Below are 17,831 nucleotides of genomic sequence, written 5' to 3'. Positions count from 1 at the left end.
GAGGATGACGATGCCGGGCTTCCTTATCCATGTCGGCGCCAGCGTGCTCTGTTCGCACGGCGGACAGGCGCAGGCCACGGTGCCGAATCCGCGCGTGACGGTGAGCGGCCAGCCCACGGTCGCCATGCCCGGGCCGTGGGTGGTAGCCGGTTGCACTTTTCCGCCGCCGCCCGCGGCCAACGGCCCCTGCGTCAGCGCGCAGTTCATGACCAGCGCGACCCGGGTCACTTCCAACGGACAGCCGCTGCTGTGCTTCGACAGCCAGGCGCTGTGCGCGCCGACGGCGACGCCGCTGCTGATCGTCGCCAGCCAGATGCGCGTCACCGCCATGTGAGGACGTCATGGATTCCGCCATCAACATCGACTTTCCATTCGCCTTCGACCGCCGCGGCCGCACCGCGCTCACCGATGACGACGACCACGTGCGCGACATGATCGAGCAGCTGCTGTTCACCCGTCCGGGCGAACGGGTGAACCGGCCGGACTTCGGCAGCGGCCTGCTGCAGATGGTGTTCGCGCCGAACAGCCCGGAGATCGCCGCGGCCCTGCAGTTCACCTTGCAGGCGGCGCTGCAGCGCTATCTGGGCGACGTGATCAATGTGGGCTCGCTGGAGGTGACCAGCGACGACGCCACCTTGCAGGTGGATCTGAGCTACACCGTGCTGGCCACCGGCGACGTGCGCACCGCCAGCATCCGCGGGAGCGCGACATGAGCACCGACGCGACGCTGCTTCCCGTTCCCATCGGCTGCGGCCTGCCGCCGTCCTGTTCGCTGGAGGCGCGGCGCGAGCGCCTGCGCCTGGGCGGGCAGCTCAATGGCATCGACTTCGTGGAAGTCGGCGATGACGGCGTCACGCTGTGCGTGCATCTGTTCGGGCCGATACCGGAAGGCATTGGCGTAGCCAACGTGCGGATCAGCGGTGGCGACCGCATCACCGGCCTGCGCGTGCTCGCGGTCAGCGAGGAGAACGAGCCGGAGATGCACGACGACGCCTGCCTGCGCGTGGTGCTGGACCGCGAAGGCGACCACTCGCCGTATTGCCTGTGCCTGGTCGATGCCGCGTCCGGCAACGATCCTGCCGGGTGGATGGCCTATCCCGGTTTCGATCCGCGCTACGCCTGCGTGGGCCTGCGCTTCCGCCTGGGCTGCGCGAAGGAGCTGGACTGCGCCGCCGTCGCGCCTTGCGTGGAAACGCCCGAGCCGCCGCCGGAGATCAACTATCTGGCGAAGGACTATGCGAGCTTCCGCCAGCTGTTCCTCGACCGCATGGCGCTGGATGCGCCGGTGTGGCAGGAACGCCACGTGCCGGATATCGGCATCGCCCTGGTCGAGACGCTGGCCTATACCGCCGATTACCTGAGCTATTACCAGGACGCCGTCGCGACCGAGGCGTATCTGGCCACCGCGCGCCGGCGCATTTCGGTGCGGCGGCATGCGCGGCTGGTCGACTACCGCATGCACGAAGGCTGCAATGCGCGCGCGCTGGTGGCCTTGCAGCTGCCGGCGGGCGAGGCGACGCTCGAGCTGGACAATCTGCTGCTGCTGGTGCCGCCGCCGGCGCAAGCCGATGCCACCCCGGGCGGCTTGAATGCCGGCCAGCTGGAGAAGGCGCGGGCGCAAGGGGCGCTGGTGTTCGAGCCGATGGCGCTGGATGGCGCCACCACGATCACGGTGAGCGCTGCCCATTGCGCGATCCGCTTCTACACCTGGGGCGACGAGCTGTGCTGCCTGCCGCGCGGAAGCACGCAGGCGGTGCTGGTGGATCCGCCGGCGGTGCCGTCGGGTCCCGCGACCACGCCCGGAACCGGGACCGGCGATGGCGGCAATACGCCGACGGTCGAGGTGGCGCGCATGGCGGTGGCCGCGCCTCAGCGCGCCTTGACGCTGCAGGTCGGCGATCTGCTGATCTTCGAGGAAGTGCTCGGCCCGGTCACCGGCAATCCGGCGGATGCCAACCCGGAGCATCGCCACGCCGTGCGGCTCACCTCCGTGCAGCCCATCGCCGATCCGCTCGACGGCACCTTGCTGCTGCAGGTGAGTTGGGATCCCTGCGATGCGCTGCCGTTCGACCTGTGCCTGTCGGTGCGCAAGCCATCGCCCGATTGCGCGTGGCTGCACGATGTCAGCCTGGCGCGCGGCAATGTGCTGCTGGTCGATCATGGCGACCACGTGCCCGGCAAGTGCGATTGCTCGGCGCTGTGCGCGCCGCCCGGGCAGGGCGACGACGACTATCCGGGGCTGGCCACCGCGCGCGCCGCCATGCCCGATGCCTGCCAGCGCTGCGATGCCTTGGCCGAGGATTGCTGGCTGGTGCCCGGCAGCACCGGGTACGGCTGCTGCCGCTGCGATGGCGCGGTGCTGGACGTGCGGCGCCCGCCTGCGGAGACCGGCCATGTCGTGCCGGGTACGCCGCTGACCTGGGCCGAGCCTTTGCCGGCCACGCCGAATGCGCCGGTCTGCCAGCTGCTGGCGCGCGATCCGCGCGCGGCGCTGCCGCAGCTCGACGTCTACGGCGGTGCGCTCGGCGACATTCTGGTGGCCGGCACGCCGGATGCGCAGTGGCGCTGGGATTCGCGCCAGGACCTGCTGGAAAGCGGCGCGGACGACCGCCACTTCGTGGTCGAAATGGACGACGACGGCGCGGCGCATCTGCGCTTCGGCGACGGCGTGCTCGGCCGCCAGCCGCAGGCCGGCGATTTCTTCCGCGCGCGCACGCGCATCGGCAACGGCACCGCCGGCAATGTCGGCCGCGAAAGCATCGTGTGGATAGCGCTGCGCAACGGCGTGGTGCCGGACGGGCTGGTGCCGCGCAATCCGCTGGCGGCCGGCGGCGGGCAGGCGGCGGAAACGCTGGCCGAGGTGAAGCTGTATGCGCCGGGCGCGTTTCGCGCCCGCCCCTTGCGCGCGATCGTCGCCGACGACTACGCGCAGTTCGCGGCGCGCGAGCCGGCCGTGCAGGGCGCCGCCTGCGCCATGGCGTGGAACGGCAGCTGGTACGAGGCCGACGTGGTGATCGATCCGCTGGGCCGCGACACGCTGCCGCCCAGCCTCGCCGCGCGCGTACTGGCCGACCTGCAGCCGTACCGCCGCATCGGCCACGACGTGGCGGTGCTGCCCGCGCGCTACGTGCCGCTGCGTATCGAACTGTTCGTCTGCGTGCTGCCGGATTTCCTCACGGCGCATGTGGAGGCGGCGCTGATCGAGCGCTTCAGCGCCGGCCTGCGCAGCGACGGCACGCCGGGCTTTTTCCATCCGGACCGGCTGCGCCTGGGCGCCGCCGTCAGCGTCAGCGCGCTGATGGCCGAGGCACAGGCGGTGGTCGGCGTGGCGCACGTCGAAGTGCGCACCTTGCTGCGCATGGACGATGACGCCGCCAGCGGCGCGCCGGACGACGGCCTGCTGCATCTGGCAGGCACCGAACTGGCCCAGGTCGACAACGATCCGGACCATCCCGACCACGGCAGCATCGCGTTCATCATGGGAGGTGGCCGATGAGTTGCTGCAGCGCCTGCGGCCAGCACGCCTGCGCCTGCGGATGCGGCGCCGGCGCGCGCACGCCGCGATCCCTCTACAACCGGCCCGGGCTGGACAGCCTGGTCTACCGCGTCGGCACCTATGCGGACTTCCGCGCCACCATGCAGCTGGATCTCAGCGATGCGGCGCTGCCTGCCTTGCAGGGCCTGCGCACGCGCGAGCTGGACGATCCCTCGATGGCCCTGCTCGATGCCTGGGCGATCGGCGCCGACGTGCTGAGCTTCTACCAGGAGCGCATCGCCAACGAAGGCTATCTGCGCACCGCCACGGAGCGCTGCTCCGTGCTGCAGCTGGGCCGGCTGGTGGATTACCGCCTGCGTCCCGGCGTGGCGGCCAGCGTCTACCTGGCCTACACCATCGACGACAACTCGACCGCGGTGACCATCCCGCCGGGCGCCAAGGCGCAGTCGGTGCCGGCGCCGGGCGAGCAGATGCAGACCTTCGAGACGGCCGAGGCGCTGGATGCGCGCCGCGAGTGGAACACCTTGCGGCCGCGCCTGACCCAGCCGCAGAACATCTCGCTGGCCACCATCGGCGGTCTCGGCGAGCTGTGGGTGGCCAGCGCCAACACGCAGCTGAAATTGAACGACCCGCTGCTGTTCCTGTTCGGCGAGCTGGGCACCGGCGTCAGCGCCATACGGCGGGTGCAGTCGGTGGAGGTGCAGCAGCGCGACCCGGCCACCGGCGCCGTGCTGCCGCCGGAGCAGCAGCGCAGCCGCGTGGTGCTGCAGCCGGTGGATGCGGTGACCGTGCAGATACTGACGGCGGCGAACAAGGCGATCGGCCTGCTGGCCTATACCAACACCGGCTGGCTGGACAGCATCGAATCGGTGCGCCAGAAGCTGCTGCTCGAAGTGGGCAACACCGGAAGCTTCACCAGTTTCGCGCACGATTTCAGCGAACTGGAGGGCTACCAGACCGCGCCGCAGCCGGTGATCGATTTCATGCAGACCGTGCAGCAGGCCTTCGGCAACAGCGGCAACGGCGGTTCGGACTATGCGGATTTCGGTGCGCTGTTCGAGGCGCTGATCCAGCCGGTGACCGTGCAGCCGGCCAACAGCCTGCGCCTGCAGCGCAACCTGGCCACCGCGCTGGGCCTGGCCAGCGATGCGCGGCCGCAGCTGCTGCTGAACTTCGCCAGGCCGCTGATGGACAGCTTCTACAACGCCTGGACCCAGGTGCAGCACGGCGAGCCTTCGCCCGCGCTCAAGGGCGTGTACGCCATGCGGGTGGCGGCGCCGCTGTTCGGCTACAACGCGCCGGCGCCGGTGAGCATCGTGCAGACCTACGACAGCGCCCACACCCAATGGACTTCCACACCGCAGCCCGGCGCGCTGACCATGGACGAGAAGGACAACGTGCTGTGGCTGGACAATGCCTACGACGGCGTCAGCGCCGGCGGCTACGTGATGATCCACACCATGGGCAAGGATCTGCCCGTGATCGGCCGGGTCCAGGCGGCGCACACGCTGCCGCACAGCGACTACGGCATGAGCGGCAAGAGCACGCAGATCGTGCTGGCCGGCTCCTCCAACGCCACCGGCGCGACCTGGCCGGCACCCAATGAAGCGACGCTGCGCGGCAGCCTGGTACATGCGCAGAGCGAGCTGCTGCCGCTGGCCGTGCTGTCGATTGCCGACGACATGGGCAACGTCGCCGCCACCAGCGCCGGCATTCCGAACGACGGCCCCACGCGGGTCACGCTGGAAGCGCCGGTGGATGGGCTGAAGCCCGGGCGCTGGGTGATCGTGCAGGGCCAGCGCACCGACGTGCCTGGCACCGATGCGGTCATCGCCTCCGAACTGGTGATGTTGCTGGCGGTGGAGCAGGACGTGCCGCCGGACCTGCCGGGCGACACCGTGCACAGCACCCTGGTGTTCGCCAACCAGGGCCTGGCCTATACCTACAAGCGCGGCACCGTGTCGATCTTCGCCAACGTGGTGCGCGCCACCAACGGCGAGACGCGCAACGAGGTGCTGGGCAGCGGCGACGGCAGCGTGCCGATGCAGGCGTTCGCGCTCAAGCAGCCGCCGCTCACGTATGTGTCGGCCGCGACGGTGGACGGCGTGCTGAGCACGCTCTCCGTGCGGGTCAACCAGGTGGAATGGCACGAGGTGCGCAACCTGGCCTTTGTCGACGGCAATGCGCGCCGTTTCGTCACCGCCACCGACGACAGCGGCAAGACCAGCGTGAGCTTCGGCGACGGTGCGCATGGCGCGCGCCTGCCCACCGGGGTGGAGAACATCGCCGCGGTGTACCGCAACGGCATCGGCGCCGCCGGCAATGTGCAGGCCGGGCAGATCAGCCTGCTCACCACCAAGCCGCTGGGCGTGAAGAACGTGATCAACCCGCTGCGCGCGTCCGGCGGCGCCGATCCGGAAACGCGCGACCAGGCCCGCGCCAACGTGCCGCTGGCGGTGCTTGCGCTGGACCGGCTGGTGTCGGTCACCGACTACGCCGACTTCGCCCGCACCTTCGGCGGCGTCGGCAAGGCCGCGGCGGCGAAGCTGGGCACCCAGGTGCGGGTGACCATTGCCGGCGCGGCGGACGTGGCGGTGGATGTCACCTCCGACCTGTACCGCAACCTGCTGCAGGCGCTGCGGCAGTACGGCGATCCGTCCTTGCCGGTGAGCCTGGACGTGCGCGAGCTGCTGGCGCTGACGCTGAGCGCGAAGATCGGCCTGGCGCCCGACTACCACTGGGAAGCGGTGGAGCCGCAGGTGCGCGCGGCCTTGCTGGAGCGCTTCGGCTTCGAGCGGCGCGGCCTGGCGCAGAACGTTTATCTCAGCGAGATCGTCGCCTGCATCCAGGCGGTACGCGGAGTGGCCTGGGTGGATGCGGATGCCTTCGGGTATCTGGACGAGGCGGCGGTGCTGGCCGGCTTCGGCGTCGGCGGCGACAAGAACGGCGACAAGGGCGAAGGCGTCGGCAAGCTGTCGTTCCTCCATACCAGCGGTTCGGCCCATGGCTCCTGCGGCCAGTCCCTGGTCAACCAGCGCGTGCAGGCGCTGCCGGCGCGCTACGACGATGACGGGCTGCCGCTGCCGGCGCAGATCGCCTGTTTCCTGCCCACCGTGCCCGACACGCTGCTGCTGCAGGAGGCCACGCCATGAGCGCCAATCCCGACCGCCTGTACGAACTGATGCCGGTGGTGTACCGCATGCGCGATGCGGACCAGGGCTATCCGCTGCGCGACCTGCTGCGCGTGCTGTCGACCCAGGCCAATGTGCTGGAGCGGGACATCGCGCGGCTGTACGACAACTGGTTTATCGAGACCTGCGACGACTGGGTGGTGCCGTATATCGGCGATCTGCTGGGCTACTCGCTGCTGCCGGAAGCGGCGACGCTGGCCGACGGCAGCGTGCACGGCGCCCGGCTGGGACGCGTGCTCGCGCCGCGCGCCGACGTGGCCAACACCATCGATGCGCGCCGCCGCAAGGGCACGCTGTCGCTGCTGGAAGACCTGGCGCGCGACGCCGCCGGCTGGCCGGCGCGCGCGGTGGAGTTCTACCGCCTGCTGGGCTGGACGCAGCATCTGGATCACCAGCATCCGCACCGCGGCGGCACGGCCGATCTGCGCGACCCTGGCGTGATGCAGCGCATCGGCTGGGCGGGCGGCGCTTTCGATCCGCTCGCGCACAGCGTGGACGTGCGCCGCTTCGGCAGCGCCCACCAGCGCGGCCGCTACGCCATTCCCGACGTCGGCCTGTTCGTGTTCCGCCTGCGCAGCTATGCGGTCACCACCACGCCGGCGTATTGCCTGGAAGAGCGCGGGCCGCAGTGCTTCAGCTTCAGCGTGCTCGGCAACGACACGCCGCTGTTCCAGCGGCCAGAGGCCGAAACGCAAGCCACGCATATCGCCCGCGAGCACAACCTGCCGGTGCCTTTGCGCCGCTACCGTTTTGCGCAGCGCGGCCCGCTGGCGGATTACGCCAATGTGTCGCCGGCCTTGTACGGCCCCGGCAAGAGCGTGCTGGTCTACGCGCCCGACTGGCCGGCGAAGGGGCAGGGCATGCCGGTGCCGATCGAGGCGCTGATCCCGGCCGACCTCTCCGCCTGGCGCTACCAGGTGCCGCGCGGACGCGTGGCGGTCGATCCGGAAACCGGGCGCCTGCTGTTCCCGGCGAACCAGCGGCCGAAGCGTGGCGTGTGGGTTTCCTACAGCTACGGCTTCGCCGCGGATCTTGGCGGCGGCGAGTATGCGCGGCCGGTGCCGGAGCTGGAGAACGCCACGCGCTACATCGTGCACGCCGTGCTGCCGGTGGCCGGCCCGGCGCCGCTGCCGCCTGGGCATTTCAACAGCATTGCCGATGCGCTGGACGCATGGACGCAGGCCAAGGCGGCGGACCCGTCGCTGCGCGCCTTGATCATCGAGCTGGCCGAAAGCGGCATCTACGAAGGCGCGATCGATCTGCAGCTCGAAGCCGGCGAGGCGATCCAGCTGCGTGCGGCGGAACGCACGCGGCCGATCCTGCGCCTGCTCGACGTGCGGGCCAGCCAGCCGGATGCGCTGAATATCGGCGGCGCCAACGGCAGCCGCGTGCTGCTGGATGGCTTGCTGATCGTCGGCCGCGGCGTGGAAGTGCACGGGCCGGAGGACAGCGAAAGCAGCGAGCCGCAGCCGGACCTGTGCGAGCTGGTGATCCGCCATTGCACCCTGGTGCCCGGCTGGGCGCTGCAATGCGATTGCGATCCGAAGCGCCCGGGCGAGCCCAGCGTCACCCTGGACGGTACGCGTGCCTCGCTGCGCATCGAGCAGAGCATCGTCGGTGCGATCTCGGTGGTCAGCCCGGTGCGCCGTGGCGAGCCGCCGGCGCTGCAGATCTGCGACAGCGTGGTGGATGCCACCGGCATCGAGCGCGTTGCGCTGGGCGCGCCGGACGAGGCGGTGGCCTACGTGCAGGCGAGCTTCCAGCGCTGCACGGTGATCGGCGAGGTGCAGGCGCACACCATGCCGCTGGCCGAGGACTGCATCTTCGCCAGCAACGTGCGCGTGCTGCGCCGCCAGTCCGGCTGCGTGCGCTTCTGCTACGTGCCGCCGGGTTCGCGCACGCCGCAGCGCTTCCATTGCCAGCCGGACCTGGCGCTGGACGCCGTGCCGAAGGCGCAGCAGCCGCAGGAAACGCTGCGCGTGGTGCCGCAGTTCCGCAGCCTGCGCTACGGCACGCCCGACTACGCGCGGCTGGACGACGGCACCTGCGGGGAAATCCGCGCGGGCGCATCCGACCAGTCGGCGATGGGCGTGTACCACGACCTGTACGAGCCGCAGCGCGAGGCCAACCTGGCCTGGCGGCTGCAGGAATACACACCCGCCGATACCGATGCCGGAATTCTTTTCGCAAGTTAGGAGATCGACCATGAAAGGCGACTTTGCGCGGGTCACGTTCGACCCGGCACGACACTACAGCCAGGTCATGCAGCAGCAGGGCCGGGTGACGCTGGAGGCGGACTGGAACGAGCAGGCCGGCATCCAGCTGTTCCTGCTGCGCACGATGATCGCGGACCTGGTCGGCCCCTGCTGGGCGCCGGGCAGCGGCTTTGCGATCACCACCCAGCAGCATCTGGCGGATTGGCAACTGGCGCCCGGCCACTTCTACGTGGACGGCATCCTGTGCCAGAACGAGGCGATGTGCACGCTGGACAGCCAGCCCTATGCGCCCGCGCCGGCCGATACCGGCGACGACTGGAACAAGCCGCCGAATAATTTCGCGCTGTGGCTGGACGTGTGGGAACGGCACCTGAGCGCGATCGAGGCGCCGGAAATCGCCGACCTGGCGCTCGATGGCGTGGACACCGCCTCGCGTGCGCAGACGGTATGGCAGGTGCGCCTGCTCAACCTCGACCCGACGACACTTACCGCCCGGCTGGATGCGGTGACGGCGGCATTGAAAGTGCGCCTGGAAGCGGCGGTCAGCAGCAGCGACCAGGCGGCGATCAAGCAGCAGATCAACGACGTCGCCCAGCTGCGCAACAGCATCGCGGCCGGCGGCGGCGCCACCAATAACGGCGACCCATGCCCCTCGCTGCGCCAGCTGCTCGGGGCGCGCGCCGCCTATGCGTGGCCGCAGCTGCGCGCCCAGCTCGGCCCGATCCCTTCCGACAGCGATCCCTGCGTGATCGCCGCCGACGCGCGCTACCGCGGCTGCGAGAACCAGCTGTACCGCGTGGAGATCCACCAGGGCGGCGCCGCGGGTACGGCGGGTTCGCCTTCGGGCACCAATTTCAAATGGTCGCGCGAGAACGGTTCGGTGATCTTCCCGATCATCGGCGCCATCAGCACGCCGCAGAACGATGGCAGCGCGCAGCTGGCCGTATCGCTGGCCACGCTGGGCCGCGATCAGCGGCTGGGACTGGCGGTGAACGACTGGGTGGAACTGGTCGACGACGAGTACACGCTGGCGCAGCTGGCCGCGCCGCTGCTGCAGGTGATGGCGATCGACGTGGCCCAGGGCATCGTGACGCTGACCGTACCCAAGAACGTCACGCCGTATGCCGTCAGCAACGACCCGGCGAGGCATCCCTTGCTGCGACGTTGGGACCAGAGCGGGGACCTCGACGGCCAAGGCTGCGTGCCGCTGCTGGAAGGCCAGACCATCGAGCTGGAAGACGGCGTGCAGATCAGCTTCCAGGCCGGCGGCCTCTATGCCAACGGCGATTACTGGGTGATCCCCGCCCGCGTCGCCGGCAACGGCACCTTGGACTGGCCGCAGGCGCCGGATGGCACGGCCGCGCTGGTCCGTTCCAGCGGCATGCATCACCAGGCGGTGCTGGGCTGCCTTGGCGTGCAGGGCGCTTACAACGAATGCTGCTGCCGCTTCGATTCGCTGTGTTCGCTGATCATGGACAAGTCGGATCGGCGGGACACCAAGGCCGCCGATCTCAAGCCGATGGCGGTGGCCGCGCCGGCGGCGAAGAAGGCGGCGACGGCCAAGAAGAAAGGGACTTAGTCCATCGAGACACCGTCAGGCCGATGCGGCGGACGGTGTCTTCCATGCGGGTGCGCCGAGGGCCAGCCATGGCTGGCCTTTGTACGACTCGGCGATGAGCCACGCGCCGCAGGCGATGGCTGCGGAAATCACGAAGGCAGTGAGCGCTGTGCGATCAAGCGGCATCGCGAACAGCTTCGGCCCCCACACCAGCAGCGTGATCACGGCAAGCATGGCCGCTTCGAGCGTGGCCGCCAGCCGCGGAAAGATGCCGAACAAGACGCCGAGGTAGGCCGCGATACTTCCAGCGCCGGTGATGTATGCCCAGCTCAGCGGCGAAGGCAGCCAGGCGGGGACGAATTCCACGGTCTGCTGGCTATAGAAGAAGTGGGAGAGGCCGATCATCGGGAGCGAGAGGGCGAACAGCAGGCGCGCGTTGCGGAGGCCCTTGGGGCCGGCAAGGAAGGCCTTGTTGTTCGCCAGCCAGGCGTAGATCACCCAGGCCCCGGCAAGAATCACGGCAATCTCGCCGAAGCCCAGCCACGTCGCCTCCATCTGCGGCACCGCGATGACGGCAGGCAGTTTCAGCAGTACGGCCCAAAGCGCCATGTAGACGAACAACACGGCGGCTGCGGGCTTGGCGAAAGAGCGGATCAGCAGACCGATGCCGGTGAGTAGTTCGATCAGCGCAAACGCGTAGGCAAGCAGATGCTGCCCGGGCATGTTCTCGATGGGGATGCGTTGCCATACCAGGGCGACGTCGCCGTAGACCAGACCGAGGATGCCGAGCGCCGCCATCACGATGGCGAACGCTATGTGTGCCGGACGCATGGGCATTGTGCTGGATACGTCGGAGGCAAAAGCGCCGCTGCCAGCTTGAATCGATCGTTCCATACCCTGTCTCCCTGGTGGCGCGCGGCAGTGTTGAAAGATGGATCGCTATCGAATGTGCGTGCATGCAGACAACATCCAAGGCTCAGCCCTTCTCCCACCGGGAGAAGGTGGCGGCAGCCGGATGAGGGTTCGGCCGGAGCGGTGCACATCACCCTAGCGCTCCGCCCGTACCCTCACCCCAACCCCTCTCCCAGTGGGAGAGGGGCTCAACGTTGTCGCGAATGTTGTAGCACTTGTCCCACAAAAGACTGCGCGAAGCGCGTTATAGGCGGATTCGCGGGGTCGATGCAATACGCTTCGGGGTAAAGAAAGCTGCGGCGAAAACAAGCGGGAAGAACCCTGCGAAGTTGCGCTTCCACTTCGCAAAGTTCTTCCCGGTTTCTACGGGTGAAACGGAAAAGCTTTCCGTTCGCTCAGTGCACGGTGAAGGACACCGGCCCAGCGATCACCGTATAGCCATCGTTATTGCAATACCACGCCGTGTAATTGCCCGGCGCCAGTCCCGAGGTATCGAACGTAGCCGTGCCGCTCGCTGCCGGCGTGTACTGCCAACTGGTGGACGAGCCATGCCCCGGGCTGCCGCCCTGCGGATAGATGCCGATCCAGTTCTTCGCGCTGACCTGGGCGAACGGCGTGTCGAAGGCGAAGGCGATGAACTGGCCCTTGCTTATCGACGGCATGGTCGTCGACAACGACGCAGCGCCCGTACCGGAAGTCGCGACGAAGGCGTCGTTGATCGGCTGCCCATACTGGTCATTGGCCGTCAGCGCACCGAGGCCTAATGCCGCTTCGATCGTGCGCCCGATGCTGTAGTGGTTGTAGCTGGCGTTACTGGTCTTGCCCGCACGCACCAGACCCTGCGAACCGAGCAGCACGGTGGCGATATGGTTGCCGCTGCTCGATGCCGACTCATCCCAGGTCAGCACCACCAGCGAACGCTGCGTCGTCCACGCCGGCGAGTTGAAGATCGGCTGCAGGGTCTGCTTCAACCAGCCGTCCTGTGTCTTCAGGCTGGTGGCGGAACCGTTGCCCGACGCTTCGCCGTCGTAGTAATCGTCCGCGGCGATCCAGGCAAAGTTGGGCGTGGTGGCGGCGGACTGCAGGTCGGCGCTCAGCTGGTTCGTGTCCACCAGATGGGCGGCGCAGCGCGTGGGATCGGAGGCGATATTGCTGAAGTTGATGAACGGCGCGTCGTCCGGCTCGTAGTAGCTGTCGTTGTTGTTGCTGGTGTTGCAGGGCGTGCCCATGCCTTGCTCGTAGGCTTTCCAGGTCTTGCCCTTGGCCTCGATTTCGTCGGCGATGCTGGACGCCGTCACGTGGATGTTGGGGTAGTAGATGGCGCCCTTGACGAAGGTGTCGCCGCCGGCGATGGCCAGGTAGTTCTCGTCGCTGGGGTGATAGACGCCGCTGTGGTTGACCAGCAGTACGCCCTGGTTGGCGAGGCTGTTGATGTAGGGCGCGTTCGTGGTGTCGCCGATCACCTGCGCGTAGTCGGTGTTCTCCATCATGATCACGAAGACATGGTCGAAGGCCGGCACGTTGGACGAAGGCGGTCGCAGCGAAGGTGCATTGACCGGTGTGGACAAGGTCAGCGAGAGATTGTCCGCATAGCCGATGTTGTAGGAGGCCGAGGTGTCGGTGAACTGCAGCAGCACCGCGATCGAACGCGTGCCGGCCGGCACGGCGCCGGTGGTGGCTCGCGCAAGAAATCCGCTCTGGCTGCCGCGTGCCGAGGCGTTCACGCCGGACAACTGCGCCGGATTGCCCAGCGGCTTGCCCGCGGCATCGAGAAAGCTGGCCGTCAGCACGGCCTGGCCGTTATAGGCGCCGTAGCCGCCAAGCCAACCCGACAGATTGAAACTCACGCCGCCGCCATCGATCGCCGCAGCCGCCGACGACACGTCCACCACCTGGCGCAACGCCGAGTCGCCATACGGGCCATCCGCGATAAAGGCACGCCCCGGCGTTGCGCCAGCCGGCGTGCTGAAGCTGCCGATGCTGTAGCAGGCCACGGACGGATTGCCCTGGGTCACCGTCCAACCCGGCACCGTGGTGACCGCCGACCAATCGGTGGTGCAGGTGCCCGCCTCGCCGTCACCGCCCACGATCAGGTTGCCGCTGGTGGCGGCGAAGGCGGGGTTGGCAGCCAGCGCGAATAGCGCCGTCGCCGCAGGTAATTTCGCCAGAACACGTCGTCCACGCATGGATCTACTCCTGGTTGTTGGATGAAAAGCAGCGCAGGTTGGCGGCACCTGGTGACTTTCCAGCAACAGCGGCGTGACAGCGCGCGAAGTAAACCTTTTCAGTACGCGGCAAAGCGCGCGGACGTGAGTTGGGGCGTGATCGGCGGGTGAAGCGCCTTCAAGCGATGGGAAGCGCCATTCGCAAGAAATGGTGGCTATGGCGTGGCCGTATGGCCTGGGTCATCGTGCCTTGGTCGATGGCGTGGTCCACACGATCAGTACGGCCAGCAACGGTATGGCGATGGCATAGATGTACTGCGTCAGCGTCACACCGATGCCGAACGGGAACCAGATGGTGGGCACGCCGAGCGAGCCCAGTTCGCCCGCGTATTGCGAGACGAGGATGGCGGCGAGCGTGGCGATGGCCAGGCTGCGCATGGGACCATGGCGGATCATGCGCACGGCGATCACCGCGAACAGGGCGAGTACGCCGAGCCGGAAGATCTGCGTCATCGGAGCGAGTTTCATCAGTGCGCCCGCGATGCCCAGGAGGGTGAGCAGCAGGATCGCGCCATCGATGGCGCGCGACGCGCGTGCGTTCCAGCGGTTCCAGGCCAGCGCCCAGGCGGCGAGGCTGAGTGGCGTCCACAGCACCTTGGACAGCCATGCGTAAGTGGGCAGGCTCATCAGGTCGGTCCACGAGACGATCGCGTTGTCGAGGCGCTTCACTCCGGAAAGCGCGAGCGCGATGCAGGCGAATACGATGAAAGCCGGATGGCTGCTGCGCTTGCGGATCGCCAGCGCCAGGCCGATCAGCGCGAACATCGCCAGCGGTTCGACCGCTTCGACGATGTAGCCGGCAATGCTGCGCCACCATTCCGCACGGTACAGCGCGTAGCTCTCGGGACGCGGCGCCAGCGTCGGCGCGACGTGGATGCCGCCGCTTTCGGCGCTGGCGTCGTTGCCCGGTTGCATGAAGGTGCGGATGGCGAGCACGCCCCGGGTGCCGGCGGCGTCGGCGGGTAGCGCGAAGATCAGCGGCCGTGTGCCGACCACCCTGGGCGATGCGTCGATCCGTCCCGATCCGCCCAGCAGCTTGCCGTTCCAGTACAGCTCGTAGCCATCCTCGACGAGAGTGGGGCCGACGATATCCCAGGCGCGATCGCCCGCCGGCACCGCCACCGTGCGCCGATACCAGGCATAGCCTTGATAGCCGGGGTGGCCGTGCGCCATCCAGCCGCGCACGTAGTTGGGCAGGCCGACGTCGCCATCGATGCTGCTTGCCGGCGCGCTGAGATCCATGGTTTCCCAGGCGCTGTCGTCGACGCCGGCACCAGCCCAGCGGGGATCGTCGCCCAGATGGAATCGCCATGGGCCGCCGAGCAATGGCGAGGCGGCGCGCACCTCGGCAGGGTCGGCCCGGCCGCCGATGGCGATGACCGCCGTGGTGCCGATCAGTGCGAGCAGGCTGGCCATGACGATCCAGATCGCCAGCACGCGGCGCAGCGTACCGGACGCTCCACGAGCGGTGGCGGACTCGTTGGACGCGGTTGCGCTGCCCATCTGCACTCTCCGGATTGATTCCACGGCGGGCTACTGTCTAAACTAACTTTGACGGTAACGTCAAGTTCTTGCCGCCAGAGACAGCAGCGCTCCATGCCGATCGAAAACAGCATTCCGCAACCACGTCCGGTGGCCACCGTCCGGCTGGACGGAGGGCGTCTGTGCCTGGACTTCGTCAATACCATCCACGACCGCTACGCCGTACCGGCCGAGGATTACATCGCCGATCCCGAGCGCTTTATCGAATGGTGCCGGCGTGCCGGCGCCATTCGCCCCGGAGAGAACATCGCCGCGCCTGCGGGCGCCGGGCCGCGCGCTGCCTTGATGCGCAAGCTGCGGCCGCTGCGCGATCACCTGCATGCGCTGCTGGCGGCGCGGATCGATGGCGTGGTGCCGGCGGACGAGGCAGTGCAGGGCGTCGACCGCTGGCTGCATCGCGCCTGGGCCAATCAGGTGCTCGGCGCCGACGGCAGGATGCATTGGCGCAGCGATGCCCGCGACGTGCTGCTGCCGCTGCAGCGGATCGCGCTGGATGCCTTGGATCTGCTCAACGGGCCGTCGGTGGCACAGCTGCGTCGTTGCGATAACACCGCCACCTGCGGCTGGCTGTTCTTCGATACCAGCAAGAACCAGCGCAGGCGCTGGTGTGCGATGGAAACCTGCGGCACGGAATTCAAGATGGGGCGGTATCGCCGGAGCTAGCCGGGCGCGATTCGCCACGCCGGTGTATCGAGAAGTTTTGCGATTTTGACCGGCACGCCACCCTGGTTATCGGGTCGACCATATAAGAGGCTTTTCGCGATTCGACTATTTCGGGATGGGGTTTTATCTCCCGCTCGATTATTCACGCTATTTGCACATACTTGCATGATAGCGTCGCCGCCGCTTTTCGGGGAATCCAGGAACTTATTTTCATCGGCCAGGATCGGCCATTTTCTGCATTGCATCATGGCCGCCGGATCGTCCGGCGCCCATCTGGTATTTCCATTGGCTGGCCTGACTCTGACTCTGGCTCTGCGCTGGCGTGTTTTCATCGTGCTTTTGCGGCGATCGGAGAAAAGTCCGATCGGCTGCGACTGCCTGCTTTCCGCAAAACCCGGCAGGCGGGCAAATGAGACGGTCGGTGCACTGGGCCTGCGATCGCTCGAATATCATCGAAATAGAGCCGATAACAGCAGTTCAACAACAAGGAAATAGCCCATATGCGCATTAAACATAATCGCCTCGCTTATCTGCTGGCTTGCGGCGCGCTGTCGCTGGCTGCTGCGGGTGCTGCTTTCGCGGCGCCGGTCACCGGCACGGCCAAGGTCAAGCTGACGCACGTCTTCGCGACCCTGCAGAACGGACAGACCGATACGAAGCCGGAAGATATCGCCGCCTGCCGCAAGCAGGTCTCGTCGCCCAACTCCCGCTATCTGGGCATTACCGTCACCACGCGCTACTCGGTCGACCCGCAGTCGCTGATCATGAGTGCTTCGTCGATGCTGCCGTCGCCGGTGGCCACCAAGCCGGTGATGCTCACCATCAAGCTGGCGCCGCTGGGCATCGAAGGGCAGTACGCGTTCGGCGCGTTCCGTCCCACGGCGTTGCCCGATACCTATGTGCTGTACTCCATGGGCACGGACTTCAAGGGCGCGAAGTCCTCGATCCTGGTGCTCAATCAGGGCAAGGATTACAACTGCCTGGTCACCAGCGATCCGACGCCGTTCAACGGCGGCGTGAGCGCGAAGTTCGGGGCCGATCAGAAGTAAGCCTGATGGTTGGCGCGCCATGCCTGTGCATGGCGCGCCTTCAGCGCCGGATTACTGCGTGGTTACGACGTAGGTCAGGTTCACCGCCTGCCATTTTCCATGCACCCTGGCGAAGAGCGCGTTGTCCACCACCACGCGCTTGCCCATGCGATGGCTGAATCGCGCCCACGCCACATGGCCGCGCACGACCACACGGTCGATCGTCCGCACTGCGCCTTGCGGAAACTCCTTGCGTGCCGCCGCTTCGTCGAAGCGGCCCACCCATTCGCCGATGGCCACCGCGACCAGCTCGCCGCGGGTGACGGAGTAGCTCAGTGCGCGAGGGTCGTACAGCGGCGCGAGGCGCTGGCCGTCCTGGCGATCCATGGCCTGGAACTGGGCTTCGATCAGCGCACGCACGGCCTGGACGTCAGGTGGATTTTCAGTCGCGGCGGTGCCGGCGGGCTCGCTTGCATAAACCTTTCCCACGATGCGCCAGCGGCCCTGCACTTTGAGCAGGGATAGAAAGTCGCGGAACTGATGGTCTTCAAAAACGCTCAGCGTCTCCGCGCTCGCGGCGTCGCCATGTACTTCAAGCCATTCGATGCTGCGCTTCTGCGCGGGCTTCACCGATGAAGCCTCGGCAAGCCTCGCCGCCCATCGCGCCAGATCCAGCCCGGTCAACGAGCCGTCCGGCTTAACGCTGTACATCACCAGGCTGGGTTGGAACGCCTGATAAAGCAGATCCGGACGTCTCTGGTCATTGGCGCGGAAATAATCGTCGACGGCGCCGCGGATCGCGGCTTCATCAGCGGATGGATTCGAAACCGCAGCGGCGGAAGAGCTGGCGACTGCCGCCCAGATAAAAAGCGAGACAAGGGACTGCATAAAGAGGCTCCGTGGCAATGCGGGGCAGTCTGCGTTCGCCACGGCGCCCGGGTAAGTCGAATCTTTTTCGCGGATGGCCAAATAAATTTTGGCGGCCATGACGGCACGTGCC

At 67.7% G+C, this 17,831-nt stretch carries 12 protein-coding genes; 8 read left to right on the top strand and 4 right to left on the bottom strand.

Annotated features, from left to right (window positions below; all coding sequences use genetic code 11):
* Nucleotides 1-10: 10 nt before the first annotated feature.
* The 6 genes from FHW85_RS14030 to FHW85_RS14005 are packed head-to-tail and all read left to right on the top strand — an operon-like array spanning nt 11 to nt 10,482.
* Complete coding sequence (locus FHW85_RS14030) at nt 11-334, top strand: hypothetical protein (protein WP_167258215.1); 324 nt, start codon at nt 11-13, stop codon at nt 332-334.
* Between the two features lie 7 nt (nt 335-341).
* Complete coding sequence (locus FHW85_RS14025) at nt 342-713, top strand: GPW/gp25 family protein (protein WP_210427804.1); 372 nt, start codon at nt 342-344, stop codon at nt 711-713.
* Nucleotides 710-3,496: a putative baseplate assembly protein gene (locus FHW85_RS14020; protein ID WP_168648646.1), complete on the top strand. Its 2,787-nt coding sequence runs from the start codon at nt 710-712 to the stop codon at nt 3,494-3,496. The genes FHW85_RS14025 and FHW85_RS14020 overlap by 4 nt, the downstream gene beginning before the upstream one ends.
* On the top strand, nt 3,493-6,648 hold the full coding sequence (locus FHW85_RS14015; protein ID WP_168648645.1) for a putative baseplate assembly protein: 3,156 nt from the start codon (nt 3,493-3,495) through the stop codon (nt 6,646-6,648). Before FHW85_RS14020 ends, FHW85_RS14015 begins: the two co-directional genes overlap by 4 nt.
* Nucleotides 6,645-8,882 carry a hypothetical protein gene (locus tag FHW85_RS14010; protein ID WP_168648644.1) on the top strand — a complete coding sequence of 746 codons (2,238 nt, stop codon included), beginning with the start codon at nt 6,645-6,647 and terminating at the stop codon, nt 8,880-8,882. The genes FHW85_RS14015 and FHW85_RS14010 overlap by 4 nt, the downstream gene beginning before the upstream one ends.
* 10 nt (nt 8,883-8,892) lie before the next feature.
* Nucleotides 8,893-10,482, top strand: a complete 1,590-nt coding sequence (locus FHW85_RS14005) for a DUF6519 domain-containing protein (protein WP_168648643.1) — start codon at nt 8,893-8,895, stop codon at nt 10,480-10,482.
* A 15-nt stretch (nt 10,483-10,497) separates the two neighbouring features.
* Here FHW85_RS14005 and FHW85_RS14000 read toward each other — a convergent pair whose 3' ends face one another.
* From FHW85_RS14000 to FHW85_RS13990, 3 genes are all read right to left on the bottom strand, one after another.
* On the bottom strand, nt 10,498-11,355 hold the full coding sequence (locus FHW85_RS14000; RefSeq protein ID WP_168648642.1) for a DoxX family membrane protein: 858 nt from the start codon (nt 11,353-11,355) through the stop codon (nt 10,498-10,500).
* A 413-nt stretch (nt 11,356-11,768) separates the two neighbouring features.
* Nucleotides 11,769-13,559 (bottom strand): alkaline phosphatase family protein, encoded by a 1,791-nt coding sequence (locus FHW85_RS13995; protein WP_168648641.1) that lies wholly within the window; start codon nt 13,557-13,559, stop codon nt 11,769-11,771.
* Between the two features lie 219 nt (nt 13,560-13,778).
* Nucleotides 13,779-15,101 carry a glycoside hydrolase family 2 gene (locus tag FHW85_RS13990; RefSeq protein ID WP_246866763.1) on the bottom strand — a complete coding sequence of 441 codons (1,323 nt, stop codon included), beginning with the start codon at nt 15,099-15,101 and terminating at the stop codon, nt 13,779-13,781.
* Between the two features lie 93 nt (nt 15,102-15,194).
* On the opposite strand from FHW85_RS13990, the gene FHW85_RS13985 reads away from it, so the two are divergent.
* Nucleotides 15,195-15,803 (top strand): ABATE domain-containing protein, encoded by a 609-nt coding sequence (locus FHW85_RS13985; RefSeq protein WP_168648640.1) that lies wholly within the window; start codon nt 15,195-15,197, stop codon nt 15,801-15,803.
* 500 nt (nt 15,804-16,303) lie between these two features.
* Complete coding sequence (locus FHW85_RS13980; RefSeq protein WP_243868237.1) at nt 16,304-16,852, top strand: hypothetical protein; 549 nt, start codon at nt 16,304-16,306, stop codon at nt 16,850-16,852.
* A gap of 51 nt (nt 16,853-16,903) precedes the next feature.
* On the opposite strand, the gene FHW85_RS13975 is transcribed toward FHW85_RS13980, so the two are convergent.
* Complete coding sequence (locus tag FHW85_RS13975; protein ID WP_168648639.1) at nt 16,904-17,818, bottom strand: nuclear transport factor 2 family protein; 915 nt, start codon at nt 17,816-17,818, stop codon at nt 16,904-16,906.
* Nucleotides 17,819-17,831 lie beyond the last annotated feature (13 nt).

Origin of the sequence: Dyella sp. SG609 (genome assembly GCF_012275375.1) — a bacterium.
Taxonomy (GTDB): Bacteria; Pseudomonadota; Gammaproteobacteria; order Xanthomonadales; family Rhodanobacteraceae; genus Dyella_D; species Dyella_D marensis.
The sequence above is the reverse complement of the archived record's forward strand: the minus strand, read 5'-3'. Positions and strand labels throughout refer to the sequence as shown.

Coding starts and splice junctions, on each gene's coding strand:
- FHW85_RS14030 (WP_167258215.1), top strand. CDS start 11: ATGCCGGGCTTCCTTATCCATGTCGGCGCCAGCGTGCTCTGTTCGCAC.
- FHW85_RS14025 (WP_210427804.1), top strand. CDS start 342: ATGGATTCCGCCATCAACATCGACTTTCCATTCGCCTTCGACCGCCGC.
- FHW85_RS14020 (WP_168648646.1), top strand. CDS start 710: ATGAGCACCGACGCGACGCTGCTTCCCGTTCCCATCGGCTGCGGCCTG.
- FHW85_RS14015 (WP_168648645.1), top strand. CDS start 3,493: ATGAGTTGCTGCAGCGCCTGCGGCCAGCACGCCTGCGCCTGCGGATGC.
- FHW85_RS14010 (WP_168648644.1), top strand. CDS start 6,645: ATGAGCGCCAATCCCGACCGCCTGTACGAACTGATGCCGGTGGTGTAC.
- FHW85_RS14005 (WP_168648643.1), top strand. CDS start 8,893: ATGAAAGGCGACTTTGCGCGGGTCACGTTCGACCCGGCACGACACTAC.
- FHW85_RS14000 (WP_168648642.1), bottom strand. CDS start 11,355: ATGGAACGATCGATTCAAGCTGGCAGCGGCGCTTTTGCCTCCGACGTA.
- FHW85_RS13995 (WP_168648641.1), bottom strand. CDS start 13,559: ATGCGTGGACGACGTGTTCTGGCGAAATTACCTGCGGCGACGGCGCTA.
- FHW85_RS13990 (WP_246866763.1), bottom strand. CDS start 15,101: ATGGGCAGCGCAACCGCGTCCAACGAGTCCGCCACCGCTCGTGGAGCG.
- FHW85_RS13985 (WP_168648640.1), top strand. CDS start 15,195: ATGCCGATCGAAAACAGCATTCCGCAACCACGTCCGGTGGCCACCGTC.
- FHW85_RS13980 (WP_243868237.1), top strand. CDS start 16,304: ATGCGCATTAAACATAATCGCCTCGCTTATCTGCTGGCTTGCGGCGCG.
- FHW85_RS13975 (WP_168648639.1), bottom strand. CDS start 17,818: ATGGCCGCCAAAATTTATTTGGCCATCCGCGAAAAAGATTCGACTTAC.